This is a genomic window from Gammaproteobacteria bacterium (genome assembly GCA_029881255.1).
In the GTDB taxonomy this organism is placed as follows: domain Bacteria; phylum Pseudomonadota; class Gammaproteobacteria; order S012-40; family S012-40; genus JAOUMY01.
In genome coordinates, this window is the sequence record JAOUMY010000010.1 from 1 (window position 1) to 25,684 (window position 25,684).

The window sequence follows — 25,684 nt, forward strand, 5'->3', positions numbered from 1 at the left end:
TGCCAGGTGACAACGTGAACATGAAGGTCGAGCTAATCGCCCCGATTGCAATGGAAGAAGGTCTGCGCTTTGCGATCCGTGAAGGCGGTCGTACAGTAGGTGCAGGTGTTGTTGCCAAGATTTTTGAATAAAATCGTTGGTTTAAAATGGGTTGAGGCGGTAACATGTGTTGCCGTCTTGGTTCGAATGTGAGATGAGCGCTTTGCTCTCTCGTGTAAAAGGTATAGGCCAGTAGCTCAATTGGCAGAGCGGCGGTCTCCAAAACCGCAGGTTGGGGGTTCGATTCCCTCCTGGCCTGCCATTATTCAGGTGGGATACTTAATCAATGGCGGACCGAATTAAGCTGATAGTCGCGTTACTTCTTGTGGGTGGCGGTGTCGGTGCGTTTTATTATTTCTCAGATCAGTCGTTGCTGGTGCGCGTGCTGGGTCTGCTCGCAATTATCGGTGTAGCAGTTGCCATCGCGTTACAGTCTGATGCAGGTCGTGGTGCGTGGGCGTTCTTTAAAGAAGCGCGCACTGAAGTGCGTAAGGTAGTATGGCCAACACGGCAGGAGACCTCTACAACGACGTTGATGATTTTTGCTGCGGTTATCGTGATCGGGTTGTTCCTGTGGGGAGTGGATACTCTGTTGTTGTGGGGTGTTCAGGTATTGACCGGACAAGGGAGTTAGTGCGTATGGCACTGCGTTGGTATGTGGTACATGCCTACTCTGGCTACGAGAATCATGTAAAAAAATCCCTGGAAGAGCGTGTTGCTCACAGTGGAATGGAAGATAAATTTGGTCAGATCCTTGTGCCGACGGAAGAAGTCGTCGAAATGCGCGAGGGACAAAAGCGCCGTAGTGACAGGAAATTTTTCCCTGGATATGTGCTGGTGCAGATGGATCTCGATGAGGAGACCTGGCACCTGGTTAAGAGCGTGCCTCGTGTTATGGGGTTTATTGGCGGTTCCGCCGATCGTCCTGCGCCAATTACTGAAAAAGAAGCCAATGCCATTCTTCAGCGTGTTGAAGAGGGTGTTGATAAGCCGCGTCCGAAGATACTCTTTGAGCCGGGCGAGGTGGTACGTATTACAGATGGTCCGTTCAATGACTTCAATGGTGTTGTTGAAGAAGTGGACTACGAAAAGTCGCGGTTGCGCGTATCGGTGTTGATCTTTGGTCGTTCAACGCCGGTTGAACTTGAATTTGGTCAGGTCGAGAAAGGTTAAATTTTCTCGCCCTGGTATTTTCATCGGGGAGCTGATTCCGGTTATGCCGGGGAGATTGGCGCTATCACCCAATAAGGAGTAAATCATGGCTAAGAAAATTCAAGCCTATATTAAATTGCAGGTGAAGGCCGCTCAGGCCAATCCCAGTCCGCCTGTTGGTCCTGCTTTGGGTCAACACGGTGTTAACATAATGGAGTTCTGTAAGGCATTTAATGCTCAAACACAGGGCATGGAGCCGGGTTTGCCGACTCCAGTTGTTATTACAGTTTACAGTGATCGTAGTTTTACCTTTATTACAAAGACGCCTCCGGCCTCTGTAATGATCAAAAAGGTGTTGGGTCTGAAATCGGGCTCGAAGACTCCAGGTCGTGAAACGATAGCCACTATCACTCGCGCACAGCTTGAAGAAGTAGCGAAAATTAAGGAGCCGGATATTACAGCGGCTGACATGGACGCGGCAGTGCGTACAATCGCAGGTAGTGCCCGTTCCATGGGTATCAAGGCGGAGGTGTAAGATGGCTAAGTTATCTAAGCGCGCAAAAGCGATTCGTGAAAAAATTGAAGCTGGCAAGGTTTATGGCTTTGAAGAAGCTGTTTCCGTGCTCAAGTCTCTGCCACCGGCGAAGTTTGCTGAATCTATCGACGTGGCGGTTAACCTTGGCGTAGATCCTCGTAAATCTGACCAGGTTGTACGTGGTTCTACAGTATTGCCTAACGGTACAGGTAAAACTGTTCGCGTGGCGGTATTTACTCAGGGTGCAAATGCTGAAGCTGCTAAAGCGGCAGGAGCTGACATCGTTGGTATGGAAGACCTGGCTGACGAGGTTAAAAAGGGCAATATGAATTTTGACGTGGTTATCGCTTCTCCTGATGCGATGCGCGTTGTTGGTATGTTGGGTCAGATTCTTGGTCCGCGTGGTCTGATGCCTAACCCAAAGGTTGGCACTGTTACGCCTGATGTGGCGACTGCGGTCAAGAATGCTAAGGCTGGTCAGGTACGTTACCGTACTGACAAGGCAGGCATTATCCACTGCTCTATCGGTAAAGTTGGCTTTGAGGCCAATGCGTTGAAAGAAAACCTGGCAGCACTGTTAGGTGATCTTCAAAAGGCAAAGCCAAGCACTGCGAAGGGCATTTATATGCGTCAGGTTACGGTGTCATCTACGATGGGGCCTGGCTTGCAAGTGGAAATCGGCTCAATAATGTAAAGGCTTTGGGTTTCACTGCGCAAGCAGTGAAACCGTCAAAGACCGCAGGTGTCATGTTTTCATGACTTAATGGATTGCCGGCCTGCGTAGACGGGTGTTACCCAGAAACTATTCTCGGGTCCTCGTTAAAAAGGGGGCGCGTTATTTGTCAAGGTTTCACCTTGCCAGATTTTTCGTGCTTTATTTAGTAAGGCGATACCTCAGGAGGTAAGTCGCATGGCTTTATCACTCGAAGAGAAGAAAGCCATTGTTGCTGAAGTAAGTGGCGTAGCTGCAGATGCATTTTCTGCGGTGGCTGCTGAATATCGTGGTATCACAGTAGAGCAAATGACCGAGTTGCGCAAAGAAGCGCGCAACAGTGGTGTTTACCTGCGTGTAGTCAAAAACACTCTCGCTCGTCGTGCCATCGAAGGCACTGAGTTTGAGTGCATGAAGGACAGTTTGACTGGTCCTCTTATTTTGGCTTTTTCACAGGAAGACCCTGGTTCAGCTGCACGAGTTATTGAAAAGTTTTCCAAAGAAAACGACAAGCTCGTGGTGAAACTGGTTTCGATCGGCGGAAAATTGCTAGGCCCTCAGGATTTGAGGACTGTTGCAAGTCTACCAACCCGAGATGAAGCAATTGCTCAGTTAATGTCTGTGATTCAGGCGCCAATAGCCAAGCTTGCCCGCACGCTTAATGAAGTGCCTGGCAAACTGGTTCGTACGCTTGCAGCGGTTAAGGACGCCAAAGGCGCCTAACTTCACGTAACAGGTTTTATTTTATAGGAGAATATCAATGGCAGTTTCTAAAGAAGACATTCTGGAAACGATTTCAAACATGACTGTAATGGAAGTTGTGGATCTGATTTCCGCAATGGAAGACAAGTTCGGTGTAACAGCTGCTGCTGCGGTTGCGGTTGCTGCTCCTGCTGCTGGTGGTGGTGCCGCTGCTGCAGAAGAGAAGACTGAGTTTGACGTTGTAATGAGCAGCTTTGGCAGCAACAAGGTTGCCGTTATCAAGGCAGTTCGTGGTATCACTGGCCTGGGTCTGAAAGAAGCGAAAGATATGGTTGAAGGTGCACCTTCTACTATCAAGGAAGCCGCTTCTAAAGATGAGGCAGAAAGCATCAAGAAGCAACTCGAGGAAGCTGGGGCTTCTGTCGAGCTCAAGTAACTTCACGTTCATATGCGTGAGGCGCTTGTGCTTCGCATAATGGCTGGCGACGTTTTATGTCGCCGGCCTTTTTATGCTTGTACATGCCTGTAATTGGCGCATAGTCGGGCAAGCAAAGCGTGTTGCTAAGGCAGCATGAATTTATCTCTCTCAGGAATGGCAACGAGGCAGTCTAATGGCGTACTCTTTTACCGAGAAAAAAAGGATCCGTAAGGACTTTGGTAAACACCCTGACATTCTGGATGTTCCGTATTTACTCGCAATTCAGCTGGATTCCTATAAGGATTTCCTACAGCAGGAAACTGCACCGGACGGTAGAAATACAGTTGGTTTGCATGGCGCATTCAGTTCGGTTTTTCCCATCGTCAGTTATACCGGAACGGCGGCACTGGAATATGTAAGTTATCGTTTGGGTAATCCCGTGTTTGATGTGAAGGAATGCCAGCTACGCGGTCTTACTTATGCGGCCCCTTTACGAGTTAAACTACGCTTGGTTATCTATGATAAAGAAGCTGGTCCCGATGCCAAAGCAGTAAAAGATATTAAGGAGCAGGAAGTGTATATGGGCGAAATCCCGCTCATGACACGTAATGGTACCTTTGTTATCAACGGCACAGAACGCGTTATCGTATCGCAGCTGCATCGTTCACCGGGTGTGTTCTTCGACCATGATCGTGGTAAGACGCACAGCTCTGGTAAGCTGCTCTATTCCGCAAGAATTATTCCTTATCGTGGTTCATGGCTAGATTTTGAATTCGATGCCAAGGACTGCGTATTCGTACGCATAGACCGTCGACGCAAACTTCCGGCGACTATTCTTTTGCGTGCACTTGGGTATGACACCCAGCAAATGCTCGAAATGTTTTTTGAGACGGACACCTTTCATTTGTCGCAAGACGGCGTAGAAATCGAATTGATTCCTGAGCGTCTCAGAGGACAAATACTGAATTTTGATATTTTGTCACCCAAAGGCGATGTTATCGTCGAAGCAGGACGTCGTATCACTGCGCGTCATATTAAGGATATGGATGGCCTTGGTATGAATAAACTGACGTCGCCGGTTGATTTGCTGATCGGAAAGGCGCTTTTCCATGACGTCGTTGATGCTTCAACGGGTGAAGTTATCGCCGAGGCAAATGCCGAAATTACTGAAGAATTGCTGCAAAAGATGATTGATGCGAGTGTAAAAGATATTCGTACGCTCTACACCAATGATCTTGATCACGGTCCTTACATTTCTGAGACTTTGCGAGTCGAGCCGTCTCGCACTGAACAAGAAGCACAGGTTGAAATTTATCGCATGATGCGTCCTGGCGAGCCACCAACGAAGGAAGCTGCTCAGGCGCTGCTGCAGAATCTTTTCTTCTCATCAGATAGATATGATCTGTCTGATGTTGGCCGCATGAAGTTTAATCGCCGCGTGGGTCGCACGGAGATTGTCGGCGAAGGCACGTTATCCAATGAAGACATCATCGATGTATTGCGCGTATTGATCGATATAAGAAATGGTAGAGGAACCGTTGATGATATCGATCACTTGGGCAATCGCCGTATTCGTAGCGTTGGTGAAATGGCGGAGAATCAGTTCCGCGTTGGTCTTGTGCGTGTAGAACGTGCGGTTAAAGAACGTTTGAGTCTGGCTGAGTCCGAAGGACTGATGCCTCAGGAGCTGATTAACGCTAAGCCAGTTTCTGCTGCAGTGAAAGAATTTTTTGGTTCTAGCCAGCTTTCACAATTCATGGACCAGAACAACCCATTGTCGGAAGTTACTCACAAGCGTCGAGTTTCGGCACTTGGTCCAGGTGGTCTGACCCGCGAGCGCGCAGGCTTCGAGGTACGTGACGTACATCCGACCCACTATGGTCGCGTGTGCCCAATCGAAACACCGGAGGGTCCAAACATCGGTTTGATCAACTCTTTGGCGGTTTTTGCGCGTACCAACAAATATGGCTTCCTTGAAACGCCTTATCGCCGAGTTATCGACGGCAAGATAACTGCCGAAATCGACTATTTATCCGCGATCGAAGAAGGCGGCTATACCATCGCCCAGGCGAACGCTCCGGTAGATGGATCAGGATGCCTGACGGGAGATTTTATCTCTTGTCGTCTGCAAGGTGAATTTATGATGTCTACACCGGATAAGGTGCAGTACATGGACGTTTCGCCTAAGCAGATATTGTCAGTTGCTGCATCGCTGATTCCATTCCTCGAGCACGACGATGCTAACCGCGCTCTCATGGGATCGAACATGCAGCGTCAGGCTGTTCCTACACTCAAGGCGCAAACGCCTATGGTTGGAACCGGAATTGAAAAGACTGTTGCTATTGACTCTGGCGTAACAGTCGTTGCTGAACGTGGTGGCGTGGTGGACTCTGTCGATGCTGGCCGTATCGTTGTGCGCGTTAACGATGACGAAGCCATTGCAGGTGAAGCCGGTGTCGATATTTACAATCTGGTGAAATACAGCCGCTCGAATCAGAACACCTGTATTAATCAGACGCCGCTGGTCAAACCAGGCGACGTAATTGCGTGTGGTGACGTTCTGGCCGATGGCCCGTCTACCAGTTTGGGTGAGTTGGCGTTAGGCCAGAACATGCTGGTTGCGTTCATGCCGTGGAACGGCTACAACTTCGAAGATTCCATCCTCATCTCTGAGCGTGTTGTACAAGAAGACCGCTACACGACGATTCATATTGAAGAACTCACTTGTGTGGCTCGTGACACGAAGTTAGGCCCTGAGGAAATCTCTGGTGATATTCCTAACGTCGGTGAAGCGGCTCTATCCAAGCTTGATGAGTCCGGTATTGTTTACATCGGTGCGGAAGTAAAGCCGGGCGACATTCTGGTGGGTAAGGTTACGCCAAAAGGTGAAACCCAACTGACACCGGAAGAAAAGCTACTCCGTGCGATCTTCGGTGAAAAAGCACTCGACGTGAAAGATACCTCATTGCGCGTTCCATCTGGAATGAATGGTACGGTAATCGATGTTCAGGTATTCACCCGTGACGGTATAGAGAAAGATGCTCGTGCCAAACAGATCGAAGAAGCCGAATTGGCGAAATACCGTAAAGACCTTAATGACCAATACCGTATTCTAGAAGACGATACCTATATGCGTCTGGAAAAGATGCTCGTAGGTAAAACTGTTTCTGGTGGTCCTAAGGGATTGAAGTCTGGCAGTTCGATTGACGCGGCTTATCTCGCAGACCTTCCGCGTGATAAGTGGTTTGATATTCGTCTGAAAGACGATACCGCTAATGAGCAAATGGAAAAAACCGCAGAGCATCTCAAGCAACGCCGCAAAGATTTCGACGAAATGTTTGATGAAAAGCGTAAGAAGATCAGCAGCGGTGACGATCTTGCGCCAGGCGTACTGAAGATGGTTAAGGTGTATCTAGCCGTTAAGCGTCGTATCCAACCGGGTGACAAAATGGCAGGTCGACATGGAAACAAAGGTGTTATCTCCATGATCGTGCCTGTGGAAGATATGCCTTACGATGAATTTGGTGTTCCAGTTGATATCTGTCTAAACCCGCTAGGTGTACCGTCTCGTATGAACGTAGGACAGGTACTCGAAACGCATTTGGGTTGGGCGGCGAAAGGTCTGGGTATCAAGATCGGCCGCATGCTTGACGATGCACGCAATGCATCCGAGATCAAAGGTTTCCTCGGCGAGATTTACGAAAAGAACGGACGGGAACAGTCTATTAAAGACTTTTCTGACGAAGAAGTGTTTACGCTTGCGGAAAACTTACGCGACGGCGTACCGATGGCGACACCGGTATTCGGCGGTGCCGAGGAAAGTGAGATCAAAGCCATGCTACGGTTGGCCGATCTGCCAGAAACGGGTCAGACATATCTGTATGACGGTCGCTCCGGCGAAATGTTTGAGCGCCCTGTAACGGTTGGCTACATGTATATGCTCAAACTTAACCACCTGGTAGATGACAAGATGCATGCCCGTTCCACTGGTCCTTATAGTCTGGTTACTCAGCAGCCACTTGGTGGTAAGGCGCAGTTTGGTGGACAGCGTTTCGGAGAGATGGAGGTCTGGGCACTGGAAGCATACGGTGCGGCCTACACCCTCCAGGAAATGCTGACGGTCAAATCGGACGATGTAAACGGTCGTACCAAGATGTACAAGAATATCGTCGATGGTGATCACCGTATGGAAGCCGGTATGCCGGAATCCTTTAATGTACTGTTGAAGGAAATCCGCTCACTCGGCATCGATATCGAACTGGAACAAGAGTAGGCAACGGCGCTTATTGGGAGATTCGACCTTGAAAGATCTATTAAATTTACTGAAACAAGGCCAAGCTGAAGAGTTTGACAGCATACGCATCGGCTTAGCTTCGCCTGAGAAGATTCGTTCCTGGTCTTACGGTGAAGTGCGTAAGCCTGAAACGATTAATTACCGTACCTTCAAGCCAGAGCGTGATGGTCTTTTCTGCGCCAAGATATTTGGTCCGACCAAAGACTACGAGTGTCTGTGTGGAAAGTACAAGCGTCTCAAGCATCGCGGCGTTATTTGTGAAAAATGCGGTGTTGAGGTTACGTTGGCCAAAGTTCGTCGCGAGCGCATGGGGCATATCGAACTTGCGAGCCCTGTTGCGCACATCTGGTTCTTGAAGTCATTGCCATCCCGTATGGGCTTGTTGCTCGACATGACTCTCCGTGATATCGAGCGCATTCTATACTTTGAAGCGTTTGTGGTAATTGAATCGGGCATGACAGATATGCAAACCGGTCAGTTGCTCTCTGATGAAGCGTATCTTGATGCCATCGAACAGTGGGGCGATGAATTCACTGCCAAGATGGGAGCAGAGGCGATACACGACTTGCTAAAGACTATCGATACGCCAGTTGAGATTGCCAAGATTCGCGACGAAATCGCAGCGACTAATTCAGAGACCAAGCTCAAGAAGTTATCCAAGCGCCTGAAGTTACTTGAAGCTTTGGAAGAATCAGGAAATAAAGCTGAGTGGATGGTAATGAGTGTATTGCCAGTGCTTCCACCGGAACTGCGCCCATTAGTACCGCTAGACGGTGGACGTTTCGCGACTTCGGATTTGAATGATTTGTATCGTCGCGTTATTAACCGTAATAACCGTCTCAAACGTCTACTTGATTTGAACGCGCCTGACATTATCGTGCGAAATGAAAAACGTATGTTGCAGGAAGCGGTTGATGCCTTGTTGGATAACGGTCGCCGTGGACGTGCCATCACTGGCACTAATAAGCGCCCGTTGAAATCACTCGCCGATATGATCAAAGGTAAGCAAGGTCGTTTCCGTCAGAACCTGTTGGGTAAGCGTGTCGACTATTCCGGTCGTTCGGTTATCGTGGTTGGACCTACGCTGCGTTTACATCAGTGCGGTCTGCCTAAGAAGATGGCGCTTGAATTGTTCAAGCCGTTTATTTTTAGCAAGCTTGAGCGTCGCGGCCTGGCCACGACGATTAAAGCAGCCAAGAAAATGGTAGAGCGTGAAGGCCCAGAGGTTTGGGACGTACTCTCGGATGTCATCCGCGAGCATCCAGTTCTTCTGAACCGTGCGCCGACGCTGCACCGTCTTGGTATTCAGGCTTTCGAACCAGTGTTGATCGAAGGTAAAGCAATTCAGTTACACCCCTTGGTGTGTGCTGCCTATAACGCTGACTTTGACGGTGACCAGATGGCGGTCCACGTACCGTTGTCAATCGAAGCGCAGCTTGAAGCGCGTACCTTGATGATGTCATCTAATAATGTTCTTTCGCCTGCTAACGGCGAACCGATCATCGTGCCTTCTCAGGACGTTGTACTAGGTTTGTATTATATGACCCGCGATCGCGTTAATGCGCGTGGTGAAGGTATGTTGTTCTCCAATCCTACCGAGGTGCATCGTGCCTACCATTCGGGCATGGTTGATCTGCATGCTCGCGTAAAGGTGCGTATCACCGAGATCATTGAAGACGAGAACGGTCATAAGCAGGAAGTTAAACGCGTGGCTGACACAACTGTCGGGCGTGCGCTTTTGAACGATGTAATGCCAAAAGAAATGCCATTTGAACTGGTTAATCGCAGTTTGACGAAAAAGGCAATCTCAGGGTTGATCAATCAGTGCTATCGCCGATTAGGCCTTAAAGCAACGGTATTGTTTGCGGACAAGCTGATGTATACCGGTTTTGCTTACGCAACTCGCTCTGGCGTGTCTTTTGGCGCCGAGGATATGGTTATTCCTGAAGAAAAGGACAAGATCCTGGGTAAAGCCGAGGAAGAAGTTAAAGAGATTGAAAATCAATACGCTTCCGGTCTCGTTACCAATGGCGAACGTTATAACAAGGTTGTCGATATCTGGTCGCATACCAATGACCAGGTTGCCAAAGCGATGATGGAAAAGTTGGGCTACGAATATGTCCAAGATAAAGAAGGAAAAGCGGCTCGTCAGGAGTCATTTAATTCCATCTTTATGATGGCCGATTCAGGAGCTCGCGGTAGTGCGGCACAGATTCGACAGCTGGCCGGTATGCGTGGTCTCATGGCCAAGCCAGACGGATCTATTATCGAAACGCCAATTACTGCGAACTTCCGTGAGGGGTTAAACGTTCTCCAGTACTTTATCTCTACTCACGGTGCTCGAAAGGGTTTGGCTGATACGGCATTGAAGACAGCGAACTCAGGTTATTTGACACGGCGTCTGGTGGATGTTGCCCAGGATTTGGTCGTAACTGATTTTGATTGCGGTACGAACCATGGTCTGTTAATGGAGCCTTTGATCGAAGGTGGTGACGTAGTTGAACCGCTGAGCGAGCGCGTACTTGGTCGTGTAGTAGCTGCAGATGTATGTAAGCCAGGAACAGACGAAGTCGTTGCCCCTGCCGGTACTCTACTCGACGAACATTGGGTTGAGGTGCTGGAAGAAAATAGTATTGACCAGGTTTTTGTACGCTCGCCAATAACGTGTGAGACTCGATACGGTATCTGTGCAAGTTGTTATGGTCGTGACCTGGCGCGTGGCCACCAGGTAAATGCTGGTGAGGCGATTGGTGTTGTAGCGGCTCAGTCGATCGGTGAACCAGGTACTCAGCTGACCATGCGTACATTCCATATCGGTGGTGCGGCATCGCGATCTGCTGCTGTTAGCAGTGTCGAGGTTAAGGCGAAAGGAACGCTTCGCCTGCATAACCTGAAGACAGTAATGAACAAAGATAATCACTTGGTCGCTGTTTCTCGCTCCGGCGAAATCGGTGTCCTAGATGATTTTGGTCGTGAGCGTGAACGATACAAAGTTCCCTATGGTGCGATTCTGAAATACGGCGACGGTGAAGTGGTTGGCGCTGGTGAAGTCGTCGCAACATGGGATCCACATACACACCCGGTTGTGACCGAGGTTGCAGGTAAGATCAAGCTGCATGACTTCGTCGACGGTGTGACTATCATTCGTCAGACAGACGACATCACCGGTTTGTCCAGCATGGTCATAACTGATCCTAAACAGCGTGGTACTCATGCAAAGGATCTACGACCTATGGTTAAGCTGGTAGACGAAAAAGGTAGTGACCTGATGCTCGCGGGTACCAATATTCCTGCGATGTACTTCTTGCCAACTGGCGCGATCGTTTCTTTGAGTGATGGTGCCCAGGTAGGTGTTGGTGACATCGTTGCACGTATTCCTCAGGAGTCATCAAAAACTCGTGACATCACCGGTGGTTTGCCACGTGTTGCTGACTTGTTTGAGGCACGTAAACCGAAAGAACCCGCTATTTTGGCTGAAATTTCAGGGACCATTAGCTTCGGAAAGGAAACGAAAGATAAGCAACGTCTGGTAATCACTCCCAATGATGGTAGCGATCATTATGAAGAGTTGATACCCAAGTGGAGACACGTAACAGTGTTTGAAGGCGAGCATGTTGAAAAAGGTGAGGTGATCTGTGACGGACCCCCTGCGCCACACGATATTCTCCGTCTACTGGGTGTAAGTGAGCTTGCGCGTTATATCGTTAACGAAGTTCAGGATGTTTATCGTTTACAGGGTGTAAAGATTAACGATAAGCACATTGAAGTTATCGTTCGCCAAATGCTACGAAAAGTTGAAGTCGATAATCCTGGCGACACTCGTTTCCTCAAAGGTGAGCAAGTTGAACGAGCTAGATTGTTGGATGAAAACGATAAAATTGTCGCGGCTGGAAAGATGTCAGCAACATTCAATGAATTGTTGCTGGGTATCACTAAAGCATCATTGGCAACGGAGTCTTTCATTTCTGCAGCGTCCTTCCAGGAAACTACTCGAGTGCTCACCGAAGCTGCTGTTAGCGGCAAGCGCGATGATCTGAGAGGGCTGAAGGAAAACGTGATTGTTGGGCGCTTGATCCCGGCTGGAACCGGCTTGGCTTATCATGACCAGCGTCGTGGCCAGTCTGATGCTGGCGCGGGTAAAGTTGCATCCGAAATTCCGCAAGAAGGAACGGAACAGGTAATTAACTAGCGCCTGATCCTTTAAAAAAAGGCCGACCTAAGCAGTATCAGGGTCGGCTTTTTTTGTGTTGATTTTGTTGGTGATTTCATGCTGGCTGAAAACCCTTCGGGATTGAAGTTGTGCTTGACATCAATAGGGGGACTCTCTAAAATTGCGCCTCCTTTGAATTCGCTGGTGACAGGCGAGGTTGCTTGTTGCTTATTTTTATGCCTTGGAGTGGTTGATGGCTACAGTTAATCAATTAGTGCGGAGTCCCCGTAAGCGCAAGAGGGAAAAGACAAATGTACCTGCGCTTGAAGGTTGTCCTCAGCGTCGTGGCGTGTGTACTCGTGTTTACACAACGACGCCAAAGAAGCCAAATTCGGCTCTGCGCAAGGTCGCGCGTGTTCGCCTGACTAATGGTATGGAAGTGACTTCCTATATTGGTGGTGAGGGGCATAATCTTCAGGAGCACTCGGTCATCTTGATTCGTGGTGGTCGTGTTAAAGATTTGCCAGGTGTGCGTTATCACACCGTGCGCGGAACTCTGGATACGTCAGGCGTGCAAAATCGTCGTCAGGGACGTTCCAAGTATGGCGCGAAGCGTCCTAAGTCGTAAAGAAATATAGGGTTATCCAAGATGCCAAGAAGACGTGAAGTACCCAAAAGAGCGGTATTGCCAGATCCGAAATTCGGAAGTCAGCGTTTGACGCGTTTCATTAATATGGTAATGCGTAGCGGTAAGAAATCCACTGCTGAGCGTATTATCTATGGTGCGCTTGACCAGGTTTCTGAGAAGACCAAAAAAGACGGCCTAGAAGTGTTTGAGAAAGCTTTGGAAAACGTTCAGCCTATGGTTGAGGTTAAGTCTCGTCGTGTTGGTGGTGCAACATACCAGGTTCCTGTTGAGGTTCGTCAGGATCGCGGTATTGCGCTAGCTATGCGTTGGTTGACGGAAGCGGCGCGTAAGCGTGGTGAGAAATCTATGGGTGCTCGTCTGGCTGCGGAAATTGTTGAAGCTGCTGAAAGTCGCGGATCCGCTGTTAAGAAGCGTGAAGATACTCATCGTATGGCAGAGGCGAACAAGGCGTTTTCTCACTATCGCTGGTAGTTTTCCGGCTCTGGAGATTTGGTCGTGGCACGCAAAACCCCAATTGAGCGCTACCGAAATATCGGGATTATGGCGCACATTGATGCGGGTAAGACCACGACGACAGAGCGAGTTTTGTTTTATACCGGTTTGTCCCATAAGATCGGCGAGGTTCATGATGGCGCTGCCACTATGGACTGGATGGAGCAGGAGCAGGAAAGAGGTATAACCATAACCTCTGCTGCTACGACTTGTTTCTGGCGAGGGATGGACAAGCAGTTTGAAGAGCACCGTATCAATATAATTGATACGCCAGGGCACGTAGACTTCACTATTGAAGTCGAACGTTCACTTAGGGTCCTGGATGGAGCGTGCGCCGTTTTTTGTGCGGTAGGTGGTGTAGAGCCTCAGTCAGAGACGGTCTGGCGGCAGGCGAACAAGTATCACGTTCCACGTCTGGCATTTGTGAATAAGATGGACCGTGCGGGCGCAAATTTTCTGCGTGTCGTTGGTCAGATAAAAGATAGATTGGGGGCGAATCCAGTCCCCGTTCAGTTGCCAATAGGTGCTGAGGAAACGTTTCAAGGTGTTATTGACCTGATACGTATGAAGGCCATCTTCTGGAATGAGGCTGATATGGGTCTAACCTATGATGCCCGTGAGATTCCCCAGGAGTTTATGGCTGAGGCTCGAAAGTATCGCGAAAAGATGCTTGAGTCCGCCGCAGAGGCCTCTGAAGAATTGATGGAGAAGTATCTCGAAGATGGAGATCTCTCCGAAGAGGATGTTGTTAGTGGTTTGCGTGTTCAGGCCCTGGCAAATGAAATCGTTCCCTGTTTGTGTGGTTCTGCTTTCAAGAACAAAGGCGTGCAGGCGCTGTTGGATGCGGTGGTTAAGTATCTTCCGTCCCCGACAGAGGTGCCCGCAATTAAAGGCACGCTGGATGACAAGGGCGAGACTGTGGCGGAGCGTCACGCTGATGATAGAGAGCCGTTTTCTGCACTGGCGTTCAAGATTGCAACAGATCCATTTGTTGGAACGTTGACCTTTTTTCGAGTTTATTCCGGTATGATATCGACCGGCGACGCGGTTTTTAACCCGGTCAAAGGCAAGCGGGAACGAATCGGGCGTCTGGTACAGATGCACGCTAACAGTCGAGAAGAAATTAAAGAGGTCTGTGCCGGCGATATCGCGGCGGCAATAGGGCTCAAAGATGTCACAACTGGCGACACTCTGTGTGACATGAATAAAGTTATTACGCTGGAGCGCATGGAATTTCCAGTGCCGGTTATCTCGGTAGCAATAGAACCGAAGACAACTGCGGACCAAGAGAAAATGTCAATTGCGCTCGGCAAGCTTGCACAGGAAGATCCGTCTTTTCGAGTGCATACCGACGAAGAGTCGGGGCAGACGATAATCTCAGGAATGGGTGAATTGCACCTCGAAATTATCGTTGATCGTATGAAGCGCGAATTCAAGGTAGAAGCCAATGTGGGTGCACCGCAAGTGGCATACCGGGAAACGATACGCGGTTCGGTCGAACAGGAAGGTAAGTTTGTTCGGCAGTCCGGAGGTCGCGGACAATACGGCCATGTGTGGCTAAAAATTGAGCCTCTGGAAGCGGGCGCTGGCTACGAATTCGTTAACGCGGTAGTTGGTGGAGTCATCCCGAAGGAATATATTCCGGCGGTAGACAAAGGCATCCAGGAGCAAATGGAGAACGGGATTCTCGCCGGATATCCGGTTGTTGATGTCAAGGTGACCTTGTTCGATGGTTCATACCATGACGTAGATTCCAATGAGATGGCATTTAAGATTGCCGGCTCGATGGGATTTAGGGAAGGTGTCACCAAGGCTAACCCAGCACTGCTTGAGCCGATAATGAAGGTTGAGGTAGTTACCCCGGAAGAATATATGGGGGACGTTATGGGGGATCTGAATCGGAGACGCGGAATTGTTCAAGGTATGGACGATGCCCCGGCCGGGCGGATTATCAGAGCGGAAGTGCCGTTGGCAGAGATGTTTGGGTATGCCACCGATTTGAGGTCAGCAACCCAGGGGCGAGCCACGTATTCGATGGAATTCGCTAAGTATGCAGAAGCGCCGAATAATGTCGCTGATGCAGTGATTAAACGAGCGTCATAATTATTAACCTTTATAGTGATGAGGTAGAGCTGTGTCCAAGGAAAAATTTGAGCGTAAGAAGCCGCACGTAAACGTCGGAACGATCGGTCACGTTGACCACGGTAAGACAACGCTGACAGCGGCGATTACCAAGGTAATGGCGGAAAAGTACGGTGGCGAGTTTAAAGACTACGCAAACATCGACAGTGCACCGGAAGAGCGTGCCCGTGGAATCACGATCGCGACCGCCCACGTTGAGTATGAGTCAGCGGCGCGTCACTATGCGCACGTAGACTGCCCTGGACACGCGGACTATGTAAAGAACATGATCACTGGTGCGGCACAGATGGACGGCGCGATCCTGGTATGCTCCGCTGCTGATGGCCCAATGCCACAGACGCGTGAACACATTCTGTTGTCGCGTCAGGTAGGCGTACCGTATATCGTGGTGTTCCTGAATAAGGCAGACATGGTAGACGACGAAGAATTGATGGAACTGGTAGAGATGGAAGTGCGTGAACTGCTGTCTTCTTACGAATTCCCAGGTGATGACATTCCGGTAGTAAAAGGTTCAGCCCTGAAGGCACTGGAAGGCGACACTTCTGAAATCGGCGTACCGGCTGTAGAGGCGCTGGTAGCGGCAATGGACTCTTACTTCCCAGAGCCGGAGCGTGCGATTGATGGCGCATTCATCCTGCCAATCGAAGACGTGTTCTCGATCTCCGGTCGTGGCACAGTGGTCACCGGTCGTATCGAGCGTGGCATCGTGAACGTGGGAGATGAAGTGGAAATCGTGGGCATCAGAGATACGACCAAGACCACGGTTACCGGTGTTGAGATGTTCCGCAAGTTGCTTGATCAAGGTCAGGCGGGTGATAACGTGGGTGTACTGCTGCGTGGAACCAAGCGTGAAGACGTTGAGCGTGGACAGGTATTGTGTAAGCCGGGCTCGATCAAGCCGCACACGAAGTTTGAAGCGGAAGTGTACGTGCTGAGCAAGGAAGAAGGTGGTCGTCACACGCCATTCTTCAAGGGATATCGTCCTCAGTTTTATTTCCGTACCACAGACGTAACCGGTGCGTGTGAGTTGCCAGACGGCGTAGAAATGGTAATGCCAGGTGACAACGTGAACATGAAGGTCGAGCTAATCGCCCCGATTGCAATGGAAGAAGGTCTGCGCTTTGCGATCCGTGAAGGCGGTCGTACAGTAGGTGCAGGTGTTGTTGCCAAGATTTTTGAGTGAAACAAATGACTAATCAACGTATACGTATTCGTCTTAAAGGGTTTGATCATCGTTTGATCGATCAATCTACAAAGGAAATTGTTGAGACTGCAAAGCGCACAGGTGCGCAGGTTCGCGGCCCGATTCCTTTGCCTACTAAGATCGAAAAGTTCACAATACTGATTTCACCACACGTAAACAAAGACGCGCGTGATCAGTATGAGATCCGTACGCACAAGCGTTTAATGGATATTGTCGATCCAACAGACAAAACCGTAGACGCGCTCATGAAGCTGGATCTTGCAGCTGGCGTAGACGTACAGATTAAACTTAATTAATGTAATCGGTTGGGTAGGCTGGGTTTTGCCGGCCGCCCGGTTTTTTTAAATACTAGTTCAGTACCGATCAACCGTAATTGGTACGAAGAGGATAGAATAATGGCAATAGGTGTCATCGGCCGCAAATGCGGTATGACACGGATTTTTACACCTGAAGGTGTATCCGTGCCTGTAACCGTTATCGAAGTTGAGCCAAATCGTGTCACCCAGGTAAAGACAGTCGAAACTGACGGCTATAATGCTGTGCAGGTCACTGTGGGGACTCGCCGTGCTAACCGAGTCAACAAAGCGATGGCTGGTCACTTTGCAAAAGGTGGCGTAGAAGCTGGTCGTGGTCTGTGGGAATTCCGTCTGGATGAGCCCGCTGGTGACGACATGCAAGTTGGCTCTGAAATCAAAGTCGATAAGTTCTCTGAAGGTCAAACTGTAGACGTAACCGGCACCTCAATAGGTAAAGGTTTCGCAGGTACCATTAAGCGTCACCACTTCGCTGGTAAAGACGCAACTCATGGAAACTCCATATCTCATCGTACTCCAGGATCTATCGGACAAAACCAAAGTCCGGGACGTGTCTTCAAAGGGAAGAAAATGTCCGGGCACTTGGGTAATGTGCGTCGCACTGTGCAGAATCTTGATGTTGTTCGCGTCGATGCGGAACGTAATCTGATTTTGGTCAGAGGCGCTGTACCTGGTTCTAAGGGCGGTGATGTTATTGTGCGCTCTGCTGTGAAAGCTGGGTCCTGAGGAGATAGACAATGGAGTTAAAAGTAACCGCATACAATGGTGGCGCCGGATCCAATGTAACTGTCTCCGAAACAGTTTTTCAGCGCGACTTTAATGAAGGCCTGATTCATCAGGTAGTGACTGCATATCTTGCTGGTGCACGCGCAGGTACAAGAGCACATAAAAGTCGCTCTGATGTAAGTGGCGGTGGCGCCAAACCATGGCGTCAAAAAGGTACAGGTCGCGCCCGTGCCGGTACCATCCGTAGTCCTATATGGCGCGGGGGCGGTAAGACTTTCGCTGCTCGCCCAGTTGATTATTCTCAGAAGGTTAATCGCAAGATGCATCGCGCAGCATTGTGTTCCATTCTGTCTGAATTGGTTCGTCAAGATCGTCTGGTTGTTCTGGATAACGTATCTATTGATGCACCCAAAACGAAAGAGTTGGCAGCAAAATTAAAGGGTATGGGGATTGATAACGCGCTGATCGTATCCGCGAATTACGATCAAAACCTGCATCTTTCTTCTAGAAACCTTCCATACATAGACGCAGTGGATGTCAGTAAAGTTAATCCTGTAAATCTGATTTCCCATGAGAAGGTTTTGATGTCAGCGGAAGCGATCAAAAAATTCGAGGAGATGTTGGGATGAAAAACGAAAAATTGATCAAGCTGATTAAAGCGCCCCATGTTTCTGAAAAAGCAACAAATGCAGCTGAGAGTAATAATCAGATTGTCCTTAAAGTCGAAAAAGATGCGACTAAAAAGGAAATAAAAGAAGCTGTGGAGCTGATGTTTGACACGAAAGTCGACAAGGTTCGTGTCTGTAATATGAAGGCTAAGCGCAAAATGCGTGTCCGTGGCCAGGAAGGACGTCGTCCAGGCTGGAAGAAGGCGTATGTATCTCTGGCAGAAGGTCAGAACATCGACTTCATGAGTGCTGAATAAGACGCGAGAAGGTAAAAGACTATGGCGGTTGTAAAGGCAAAACCAACATCGGCGGGACGTCGATTCGTCGTTAAAGTTGTTAATCCAGATTTGCACAAGGGCAAGCCTTATGCTGGATTAGTGGAAAAACAAATTCAGAAATCCGGACGTAATAACGCGGGACGTGTTACCGTTCGTCACCGTGGGGGCGGTCATAAGCAACACTATCGTGTTGTGGATTTCAAGCGTGACAAAACTGGCATTCCTGCGGTTGTTGAGCGTCTGGAATATGACCCTAACCGTACTGCACATATTGCGCTGCTGAAATATGCAGATGGTGAGCGTCGCTACATAATCGCGCCCAATAATATCAAGACAGGTGACGCGATTTCGTCAGGCCCAGATTCGCCGATTAAGCCGGGTAATGCAATGCCGTTACGCAACATTCCGGTTGGTACCAATGTACACTGTGTTGAGTTAAAACCAGGTAAAGGCGCTCAATTCGCCAGAAGTGCAGGTGCTTCGGTGCAGTTAGTAGCGAAAGAAGGTCAGTACGCAATGATTCGTATGCGTTCCGGTGAACTTCGTAAGGTGCTGATTGATGGTATGGCGACAATTGGTGAAGTTAGCAACACTGAACACAATCTTCGTTCTCTCGGTAAAGCGGGTGCGAAGCGTTGGCGCGGTATAAGACCTACTGTACGTGGTGTAGCGATGAACCCGGTTGATCACCCACACGGCGGTGGTGAAGGACGTACTTCCGGCGGAAGACATCCTGTAACTCCTTGGGGTACGCCAACTAAGGGTTATAAGACTCGCACAAATAAGCGTACAAGTAAGTTAATCGTACGCAGACGCGGAAAATAAGGTAAGAGGATAAGGTATGCCACGTTCAATTAAGAAAGGTCCTTTTATTGATGCGCACCTGGCGAGTAAAGTACGCCAGGCGATAGAAACGAACAATAAGCGCCCAATCAAGACATGGTCCCGTCGTTCTATGGTATTTCCAGATATGGTTGGATTTACCATTGCCGTACATAACGGCAAACAGCACGTTCCTGTTCTGGTTACTGAGAACATGGTGGGTCATAAATTGGGTGAGTTCGCGTTGACACGTACATATCGTGGACATGCGGCGGATAAAAAGTCCAGGTAATAGGTAAGGAATTATGCAAGTTCAGGCGAAATTGAGATACGCACGGATTTCTCCGCAAAAGACCCGACTGGTAGCAGACCAGATTCGCGGAAAAGATGTTGAGAAGGCTCTACAGTTTTTAACTTTCAGTACTAAAAAAGCTTCAGCTATCGTGAAAAAGGTTTTGGAGTCAGCGATAGCTAATGCCGAGCACAATGAAGGTGCTGACATAGACGAGTTGAAAGTAAAGGCTATTACAGTAGATGAAGGTCCCGTTTATAAGCGCATACAAGCGCGCGCAAAGGGCCGAGCCAATCGAATTCTCAAGCGCACCAGTCACATCACTGTGACCGTAGCAGATCAATAAGAGGACGGTGAAATGGGTCAAAAAGTACATCCAACTGGTATACGCTTAGGAATCGTTACTGATTGGAACTCTAAGTGGTTTGCTGAAACCAAGGATTATGCTGATAACCTGATTAACGATATTCAGGTTCGTGAGTTTTTGAAGAACAAACTCAAGCATGCTTCTGTAAGCAAAATCATAATCGAACGTCCTGCCAAGAACGCGCGTATCACAATACACAGTGCTCGCCCAGGTATCGTAATTGGCAAGAAAGGTGAAGATATCGAGAAGCTGAGAGCCGAAGTATCCAAAATGATGGGTATTCCGGTCCACATTAATATCGAAGAAGTGCGTAAACCTGAACTTGATGCGCAACTGGTTGCTGAAAGTGTCGCTCAGCAATTGGAAAAACGTATTATGTTTCGCCGTGCCATGAAGCGTGCTGTTACCAATGCGATGCGATTGGGTGCACAAGGTGTTCGAATTAATGTTTCAGGTCGATTGAACGGAGCTGAAATCGCACGTGCGGAATGGTATCGCGAAGGCCGCGTTCCTTTGCACACACTGCGCGCCGATATCGATTACGGCTTTGCCGAAGCTTTGACGACATATGGCATCATCGGTGTCAAAGTCTGGATCTTCAAAGGTGAAGTTTTCGGCAAGGGCGCAGAAGAAGAAGCGCCTAGCTCCAAAAAGACGGCTAACGCCTAAGTAGGAAGGAGTTAGAGATGTTACAGCCAAAACGTACAAAATTCCGTAAAGTCCACAAAGGTAGAAACCGTGGTTGGGCTCAAAATGGTAACAAGGTGAGTTTCGGAGAATATGGATTAAAAGCCACAGAGCGTGGGCGTTTAACTGCTCGTCAAATCGAAGCAGCGCGTCGTGCCATGACTCGTCACATCAAACGTGGTGGTAAAATCTGGATTCGTGTTTTCCCAGATAAGCCGATTACAGAAAAGCCACTCGAAGTTCGTATGGGTAGTGGTAAGGGAAATGTTGAATACTGGGTTTCACAGGTTCAGCCTGGTTCAATGCTCTATGAAATGGAAGGTGTGACTGAAGAGATCGCACGTGAAGCCTTCCGTTTGGCAGCAGCCAAGCTTCCAGTAAAAACCACATTCGTAACGCGTACGGTGATGTGATGAAAGCGAGTGAACTTCAATCAAAAGATACAAATGCGCTGAAGCAAGAGCTTGAAGGCTTGCTCAAGGAGCATTTTAATCTCCGGATGCAAAAAGCAACGGGGCAGCTAGGGCAGTCACATCTGCTCGGCACGGTAAAGCGAGATATAGCTCGAGTAAAAACAGTACTTAACCAGAAAGCTAGGGGCGGTAAGAAATGAGTGAACAGCATGATACCCAGCGCACATTAGTTGGTCGCGTCGTCAGCGATAAGATGGATAAAACCATCACGGTATTAATTGAGCGCAAGGTTCCTCACCCTATTTATGGGAAGTATGTAAAACGCTCCACGAAGCTGAAGGCTCACGACGAGACAAATTCGGCAGGTCCCGGAGATACAGTTTCTATTATTCAGTGTCGTCCTCTTTCCAAGACCAAGACATGGCGTTTGGTTGAGGTGATTGAGAAGGCTAAGTAACTAGCTGATATTAAAGAAAATACTGGCTTGCTAGTATTAATATTGGGAAACTAGTTGTTTTGTGTTAGACTACGCCACCTTTTTTTTGGGTGTGTTGGTATAAGGATCGGAGAAACCGACCATGATTCAGATGCAGTCTGTTTTGGATATCGCGGACAACAGTGGCGCTCGACGCGTCATGTGTATAAAAGTGCTGGGAGGTTCCCGCCGCCGCTATGCCCATATTGGTGACATAATTAAAGTTAGCGTGAAAGAAGCAATTCCGCGCGGTAAGGTCAAAAAAGGCGATGTTTACAACGCCGTAGTTGTCCGTACTCGTAAAGGTGTTCGTCGTCAGGATGGATCTATCATCCGCTTCGATGGGAATGCTGCAGTTTTGCTGAACAACCAATTGCAACCAATTGGCACGCGTATATTTGGGCCGGTTACAAGAGAACTGCGCACCGAGAATTTTATGAAAATTATTTCTCTGGCACCTGAGGTGCTGTAGGTTTTTCGAGAGAGCTGAGAAAATGCGTAAAATCAGAAAAGGCGATGACGTCATTGTTATTGCAGGTAAAGATAAAGGGAAGCGCGGAAGTGTGATGCGCGTTACCTCCGACAATCGCGTATTTGTTGGTGGTGTCAATTTGGTTAAGCGCCACACCAAAGCGAATCCTAATATGGGAATTGCCGGCGGTATTATTGAAAAAGAAGCGTCGGTCGCTGCTTCTAATGTCATGCTTTTCAACCCGAAGACAAGCAAGGGCGAAAGAGTTGGTTTTAAAATGCTCGACGATGGCCGCAAAGTGCGCATTTTTAAATCTAGTGGCGACATCGTAGATGTGTAATGGTGAAAACTGATGGCTAGGCTGAACGAATTTTATAAAGAAAGTGTAGTAAAGAAGCTCCAAGAGCAATTTAACTACAAAAGTGCAATGGAAGTACCTCGCATAACCAAGATCACCCTGAATATGGGTGTTGGCGAAGCTGTTGGGGATAAAAAGGTTCTCGAAAGTGCGGTTAGCGATATGGTAGCGATCGCGGGTCAAAAGCCTGTTATTACCAAGGCTCGCAAATCTGAAGCGGGATTCAAGATTCGTGAAGGCTGGCCAATCGGCTGCAAGGTCACTCTTAGACGTGAACGTATGTTTGAATTTCTTGATCGTCTGATCAATATCTCTATTCCGCGTATTCGTGACTTCCGTGGTTTAAACCCAAAGTCTTTTGATGGTCGTGGTAACTACAGTATGGGTGTCAAGGAACAGATTATCTTTCCAGAAATAGATTACGACAGAATAGACAAGCTGCGTGGTATGGATATCACTATAACCACTACGGCTAAAACTGACGAGGAAGGTCGCGCCCTGCTGGCGGCTTTCAACTTCCCGTTTAAGAATTGATCAGGATACCGTTATGGCTAAAAAATCTATGATTAACAGAGAGTTAAAGCGCGCAAAAATGGTAAAGCAATATGCAGCCAAACGTGCAGCCCTTAAAGCTCAAATGACCAATGTCAATTTGTCAGATGAAGAAAGAGATGCAGCGGCGAAGAAATTTCATGCCTTGCCTCGTGACGCGAGCCCAGTACGTGCTCAGAATCGTTGTCGCGTAACAGGTCGCCCGCATGGTTTTTATCGTAAATTTGGTCTGGGCCGTAACAAGTTGCGTGAATATGCAATGCGTGGAGATGTTCCAGGTCTTGTGAAGTCCAGTTGGTAAAGAATTAGGAGAAGCACCGTGTCGATGTCAGATCCAATTGCGGATATGTTAACCAGAATTCGCAATGCACAGGCGGCAAATAAGTCCGAAGTCAGCATGCCGAACTCTAAAGCGAAGCTTGCGATTGCAAACGTCCTGAAACAGGAAGGTTACATAAGTGATGTTCGGGCTCAAGAAGAGGATGGTAAGGCCTTAATGGTTGTTACTCTCAAGTATTTCGAAGGAAAGCCTGTCATCGATATGGTTAAACGCGTTAGCCGACCAGGTCTTCGTATATATAAAGCGTCAGAAGAGTTGCCTAAGGTACAGGGCGGTCTTGGTGTCGCAGTTATATCAACTTCTAAAGGAATCATGACTGACCGTGCAGCGCGTAAAGCCGGAGTCGGTGGTGAAGTCCTTTGTGTTGTCGCGTAACAGGTGAATTGACATGTCTCGTGTAGCAAAGAATCCAATTAACATTCCCAAAGGCGTAGATGTCTCGATTAGCGGACAGAATTTGTCTGTAAAGGGTCCTAAAGGCTCAATGGGTATGGAAGTTCATCAAGCCGTTAGTGTGTCTGTTGAAGAAAACCAAATTAGGTTTTCGGCTAATGAAGATAGCGGTCGTGCAATGGCCGGAACTATGCGTTCATTGGCGAACAACATCGTAACTGGCGTAGCAAATGGATTTGAAAAGAAATTGCAGCTTGTTGGTGTTGGTTATCGTGCACAAGCTCAAGGTAAGAATTTGAATCTCACTCTGGGTTTTTCTCATCCTGTGGTCTATGAAGCACCAGAAGGAATAACGATAGAAACACCCAGTCAGACTGAGATCCTTGTAAAGGGTGTAGATAAGCAAGCGGTAGGTCAGGTAGCGGCCAATATTAGGGCATACAGACCACCAGAGCCTTACAAGGGTAAGGGTGTCCGTTATGCGGATGAACAGATTAGCTTGAAAGAAGCGAAGAAGAAGTAGGGGCGTACGACATATGGATAAGAAAACTGCACGTTTACGTAGAGCGAAAAAAGCTCGTGCGCGTATCCAGCAACTTGGCGTCACACGTCTTTGCGTTTATCGCACTCCTAAGCACATATATGCGCAAGTCATTGATGAAACCGGTAGCGTAGTCATAGCTGCAGCATCCACCACTGAAAAGGATGTTAAAGGCAACATCAAATACACCGGCAATGTCGATGCAGCGAAAGCAGTAGGAAAATTGATCGCAGAACGCGCCTCGCAAAAAGGTATTAAGAGCGTTGCATTCGATCGTTCTGGATTTAAGTATCATGGTCGTGTTAAAGCGTTGGCTGATGCTGCGCGTGAAGGCGGTCTGGAGTTCTAAAAGGTTGGGATATGGCAAATCAAGACGTACAAACATCTGTTGATGATCTTCAGGAAAAGCTGGTAGCCGTAAATCGCGTTGCTAAGGTCGTAAAGGGCGGTCGCGTATTTAGTTTTTCAGCTCTAACGGTAATTGGTGATGGCAAAGGCCGCGTAGGTTTCGGTAGCGGAAAGGCAAGAGAAGTGCCCGTAGCTATTCAGAAAGCCCTGGAAAAGGCAAAAAAGAATATGGTGGATGTCGATCTTGATCGTAAGACGCTCCAGTATCCGGTAGTCGGACGTCATGGGGCTGCTAAAGTCTATATGCAACCTGCATCGGATGGTACCGGTATTATTGCCGGCGGCGCCATGCGCGCGGTTTTGGAAGTGGTAGGCGTTCATGATGTTTTAGCGAAATGTATCGGTACCAATAATCCATACAATGTTGTCCGAGCAACTATTCAAGGGTTGGCGTCGATGAATTCTCCGACACGGGTCGCGGCTAAGCGCGGAAAAACAGTAAAAGAGATTCTGGAATAAGTTATGAGTACCAAAAAACTTAGAGTGAAACTGATTCGTAGCGTACACGGCCGACTCGAAGCGCATAAAGCATGTGTTAGAGGTCTAGGGCTGCGTCGTATGCACCACACAGTTGAAGTAATCGATACTCCTGAAAATCGCGGCATGATAAATAAAGTTTCTTACATGCTGCAGGTAGAGGAAGCCTAATATGTACTTGAATTCTATTAAACCTCAGGAAGGCTCCAAGAAAGAAGGTAAGCGCGTAGGTCGCGGAATTGGTTCTGGCCTGGGTAAGACTTGCGGCCGTGGCCACAAAGGTGTCACGTCTCGTTCCGGTGGACGTGTTAGACGCGGTTTTGAGGGTGGTCAACAGCCTTTGCATCGTCGTTTGCCAAAAGTTGGATTTAGCTCCAGGGTAGAGCGTATTACAGATGAAGTACGTTTGAACGAGCTATCCAAAGTCGATGGAGATACTATTGATCTGGCCGCGTTGAAAAAAGCAGGTGTTTTAAATAACAGCATACTGCGTGCAAAAATTATTTTGTCTGGAAAAATTGAAAAGGCTGTAACTGTGCGTGGCCTGGGAGTAACGCCTGGCGCCAAAGCAGCCATTGAAGCCGCTGGTGGAAAGGTAGAAGGATAAGCGTG

34 protein-coding genes and 1 tRNA gene are annotated in these 25,684 nt (G+C 48.5%); all 35 read left to right on the forward strand.

All coding sequences use genetic code 11. The features are described from left to right. A partial coding sequence (gene tuf / locus OEZ43_16260; protein ID MDH5547142.1) for an elongation factor Tu occupies nt 1-131 on the forward strand: 131 nt, incomplete at its 5' end. 94 nt (nt 132-225) lie between these two features. Next, nucleotides 226-301: transfer RNA gene (locus OEZ43_16265), tRNA-Trp, on the forward strand. Between the two features lie 24 nt (nt 302-325). After that, a complete protein-coding gene (gene secE / locus OEZ43_16270) occupies nt 326-673 on the forward strand; it encodes a preprotein translocase subunit SecE (protein ID MDH5547143.1) in 348 nt (115 codons plus the stop codon). A gap of 5 nt (nt 674-678) precedes the next feature. Further along, nucleotides 679-1,212, forward strand: a complete 534-nt coding sequence (gene nusG / locus OEZ43_16275) for a transcription termination/antitermination protein NusG (GenBank protein MDH5547144.1) — start codon at nt 679-681, stop codon at nt 1,210-1,212. 85 nt (nt 1,213-1,297) lie between these two features. After that, nucleotides 1,298-1,726, forward strand: coding sequence for a 50S ribosomal protein L11 (gene rplK, locus OEZ43_16280; protein MDH5547145.1), 429 nt, complete (start codon nt 1,298-1,300; stop codon nt 1,724-1,726). Nucleotide 1,727: 1 nt separating this feature from the next. Next, nucleotides 1,728-2,420 carry a 50S ribosomal protein L1 gene (gene rplA / locus OEZ43_16285; GenBank protein MDH5547146.1) on the forward strand — a complete coding sequence of 231 codons (693 nt, stop codon included), beginning with the start codon at nt 1,728-1,730 and terminating at the stop codon, nt 2,418-2,420. A 216-nt stretch (nt 2,421-2,636) separates the two neighbouring features. After that, nucleotides 2,637-3,161: a 50S ribosomal protein L10 gene (rplJ, locus tag OEZ43_16290; protein MDH5547147.1), complete on the forward strand. Its 525-nt coding sequence runs from the start codon at nt 2,637-2,639 to the stop codon at nt 3,159-3,161. A 37-nt stretch (nt 3,162-3,198) separates the two neighbouring features. After that, nucleotides 3,199-3,576, forward strand: coding sequence for a 50S ribosomal protein L7/L12 (gene rplL / locus OEZ43_16295; GenBank protein ID MDH5547148.1), 378 nt, complete (start codon nt 3,199-3,201; stop codon nt 3,574-3,576). Nucleotides 3,577-3,751: 175 nt separating this feature from the next. Beyond that, nucleotides 3,752-7,831 carry a DNA-directed RNA polymerase subunit beta gene (gene rpoB / locus OEZ43_16300; protein ID MDH5547149.1) on the forward strand — a complete coding sequence of 1,360 codons (4,080 nt, stop codon included), beginning with the start codon at nt 3,752-3,754 and terminating at the stop codon, nt 7,829-7,831. Between the two features lie 28 nt (nt 7,832-7,859). After that, entirely contained in the window at nt 7,860-12,041 is a 4,182-nt protein-coding gene (gene rpoC, locus OEZ43_16305) for a DNA-directed RNA polymerase subunit beta' (GenBank protein ID MDH5547150.1), read from the forward strand. Between the two features lie 214 nt (nt 12,042-12,255). After that, nucleotides 12,256-12,630 (forward strand): 30S ribosomal protein S12, encoded by a 375-nt coding sequence (rpsL, locus tag OEZ43_16310; GenBank protein ID MDH5547151.1) that lies wholly within the window; start codon nt 12,256-12,258, stop codon nt 12,628-12,630. Between the two features lie 21 nt (nt 12,631-12,651). Further along, the gene (gene rpsG, locus OEZ43_16315) at nt 12,652-13,122 is read left to right on the forward strand and encodes a 30S ribosomal protein S7 (GenBank protein ID MDH5547152.1); all 471 of its coding nucleotides are present in this window, start codon (nt 12,652-12,654) and stop codon (nt 13,120-13,122) included. 18 nt (nt 13,123-13,140) lie between these two features. Continuing rightward, on the forward strand, nt 13,141-15,246 hold the full coding sequence (gene fusA, locus OEZ43_16320; GenBank protein ID MDH5547153.1) for an elongation factor G: 2,106 nt from the start codon (nt 13,141-13,143) through the stop codon (nt 15,244-15,246). Nucleotides 15,247-15,277: 31 nt separating this feature from the next. Beyond that, nucleotides 15,278-16,468: an elongation factor Tu gene (gene tuf, locus OEZ43_16325; protein ID MDH5547154.1), complete on the forward strand. Its 1,191-nt coding sequence runs from the start codon at nt 15,278-15,280 to the stop codon at nt 16,466-16,468. 5 nt (nt 16,469-16,473) lie between these two features. Beyond that, nucleotides 16,474-16,785 carry a 30S ribosomal protein S10 gene (gene rpsJ, locus OEZ43_16330; protein MDH5547155.1) on the forward strand — a complete coding sequence of 104 codons (312 nt, stop codon included), beginning with the start codon at nt 16,474-16,476 and terminating at the stop codon, nt 16,783-16,785. A 99-nt stretch (nt 16,786-16,884) separates the two neighbouring features. Continuing rightward, nucleotides 16,885-17,529, forward strand: coding sequence for a 50S ribosomal protein L3 (gene rplC, locus OEZ43_16335; GenBank protein MDH5547156.1), 645 nt, complete (start codon nt 16,885-16,887; stop codon nt 17,527-17,529). An 11-nt stretch (nt 17,530-17,540) separates the two neighbouring features. Continuing rightward, nucleotides 17,541-18,158, forward strand: a complete 618-nt coding sequence (gene rplD, locus OEZ43_16340) for a 50S ribosomal protein L4 (GenBank protein ID MDH5547157.1) — start codon at nt 17,541-17,543, stop codon at nt 18,156-18,158. Then, nucleotides 18,155-18,454 (forward strand): 50S ribosomal protein L23, encoded by a 300-nt coding sequence (gene rplW / locus OEZ43_16345; protein MDH5547158.1) that lies wholly within the window; start codon nt 18,155-18,157, stop codon nt 18,452-18,454. The genes rplD and rplW overlap by 4 nt, the downstream gene beginning before the upstream one ends. Nucleotides 18,455-18,475: 21 nt before the next feature. Further along, nucleotides 18,476-19,300, forward strand: a complete 825-nt coding sequence (rplB, locus tag OEZ43_16350) for a 50S ribosomal protein L2 (protein ID MDH5547159.1) — start codon at nt 18,476-18,478, stop codon at nt 19,298-19,300. A 16-nt stretch (nt 19,301-19,316) separates the two neighbouring features. Continuing rightward, nucleotides 19,317-19,589, forward strand: coding sequence for a 30S ribosomal protein S19 (rpsS, locus tag OEZ43_16355; protein MDH5547160.1), 273 nt, complete (start codon nt 19,317-19,319; stop codon nt 19,587-19,589). Nucleotides 19,590-19,602: 13 nt separating this feature from the next. Next, the gene (gene rplV, locus OEZ43_16360) at nt 19,603-19,935 is read left to right on the forward strand and encodes a 50S ribosomal protein L22 (GenBank protein ID MDH5547161.1); all 333 of its coding nucleotides are present in this window, start codon (nt 19,603-19,605) and stop codon (nt 19,933-19,935) included. A gap of 12 nt (nt 19,936-19,947) precedes the next feature. Next, on the forward strand, nt 19,948-20,625 hold the full coding sequence (gene rpsC / locus OEZ43_16365) for a 30S ribosomal protein S3 (protein ID MDH5547162.1): 678 nt from the start codon (nt 19,948-19,950) through the stop codon (nt 20,623-20,625). A gap of 17 nt (nt 20,626-20,642) precedes the next feature. Beyond that, nucleotides 20,643-21,056 carry a 50S ribosomal protein L16 gene (gene rplP / locus OEZ43_16370; protein ID MDH5547163.1) on the forward strand — a complete coding sequence of 138 codons (414 nt, stop codon included), beginning with the start codon at nt 20,643-20,645 and terminating at the stop codon, nt 21,054-21,056. Beyond that, nucleotides 21,056-21,256: a 50S ribosomal protein L29 gene (gene rpmC / locus OEZ43_16375; GenBank protein ID MDH5547164.1), complete on the forward strand. Its 201-nt coding sequence runs from the start codon at nt 21,056-21,058 to the stop codon at nt 21,254-21,256. Before rplP ends, rpmC begins: the two co-directional genes overlap by 1 nt. Next, nucleotides 21,253-21,513 (forward strand): 30S ribosomal protein S17, encoded by a 261-nt coding sequence (rpsQ, locus tag OEZ43_16380; GenBank protein MDH5547165.1) that lies wholly within the window; start codon nt 21,253-21,255, stop codon nt 21,511-21,513. Before rpmC ends, rpsQ begins: the two co-directional genes overlap by 4 nt. A 121-nt stretch (nt 21,514-21,634) precedes the next feature. Further along, nucleotides 21,635-22,003, forward strand: a complete 369-nt coding sequence (gene rplN, locus OEZ43_16385) for a 50S ribosomal protein L14 (protein ID MDH5547166.1) — start codon at nt 21,635-21,637, stop codon at nt 22,001-22,003. A gap of 22 nt (nt 22,004-22,025) precedes the next feature. Further along, on the forward strand, nt 22,026-22,343 hold the full coding sequence (gene rplX, locus OEZ43_16390) for a 50S ribosomal protein L24 (protein MDH5547167.1): 318 nt from the start codon (nt 22,026-22,028) through the stop codon (nt 22,341-22,343). 12 nt (nt 22,344-22,355) lie between these two features. Next, the gene (gene rplE, locus OEZ43_16395) at nt 22,356-22,895 is read left to right on the forward strand and encodes a 50S ribosomal protein L5 (protein MDH5547168.1); all 540 of its coding nucleotides are present in this window, start codon (nt 22,356-22,358) and stop codon (nt 22,893-22,895) included. 13 nt (nt 22,896-22,908) lie between these two features. Beyond that, nucleotides 22,909-23,214: a 30S ribosomal protein S14 gene (gene rpsN / locus OEZ43_16400; GenBank protein MDH5547169.1), complete on the forward strand. Its 306-nt coding sequence runs from the start codon at nt 22,909-22,911 to the stop codon at nt 23,212-23,214. Between the two features lie 18 nt (nt 23,215-23,232). Further along, a complete protein-coding gene (gene rpsH, locus OEZ43_16405; protein MDH5547170.1) occupies nt 23,233-23,628 on the forward strand; it encodes a 30S ribosomal protein S8 in 396 nt (131 codons plus the stop codon). A 13-nt stretch (nt 23,629-23,641) separates the two neighbouring features. After that, nucleotides 23,642-24,169, forward strand: coding sequence for a 50S ribosomal protein L6 (rplF, locus tag OEZ43_16410; protein ID MDH5547171.1), 528 nt, complete (start codon nt 23,642-23,644; stop codon nt 24,167-24,169). A gap of 13 nt (nt 24,170-24,182) precedes the next feature. Further along, complete coding sequence (rplR, locus tag OEZ43_16415) at nt 24,183-24,536, forward strand: 50S ribosomal protein L18 (protein MDH5547172.1); 354 nt, start codon at nt 24,183-24,185, stop codon at nt 24,534-24,536. Between the two features lie 11 nt (nt 24,537-24,547). Continuing rightward, complete coding sequence (rpsE, locus tag OEZ43_16420; GenBank protein ID MDH5547173.1) at nt 24,548-25,054, forward strand: 30S ribosomal protein S5; 507 nt, start codon at nt 24,548-24,550, stop codon at nt 25,052-25,054. 3 nt (nt 25,055-25,057) lie between these two features. Further along, nucleotides 25,058-25,243 (forward strand): 50S ribosomal protein L30, encoded by a 186-nt coding sequence (gene rpmD, locus OEZ43_16425; protein MDH5547174.1) that lies wholly within the window; start codon nt 25,058-25,060, stop codon nt 25,241-25,243. Between the two features lies 1 nt (nt 25,244). Further along, entirely contained in the window at nt 25,245-25,679 is a 435-nt protein-coding gene (gene rplO, locus OEZ43_16430) for a 50S ribosomal protein L15 (protein ID MDH5547175.1), read from the forward strand. Nucleotides 25,680-25,684: the final 5 nt, after the last annotated feature.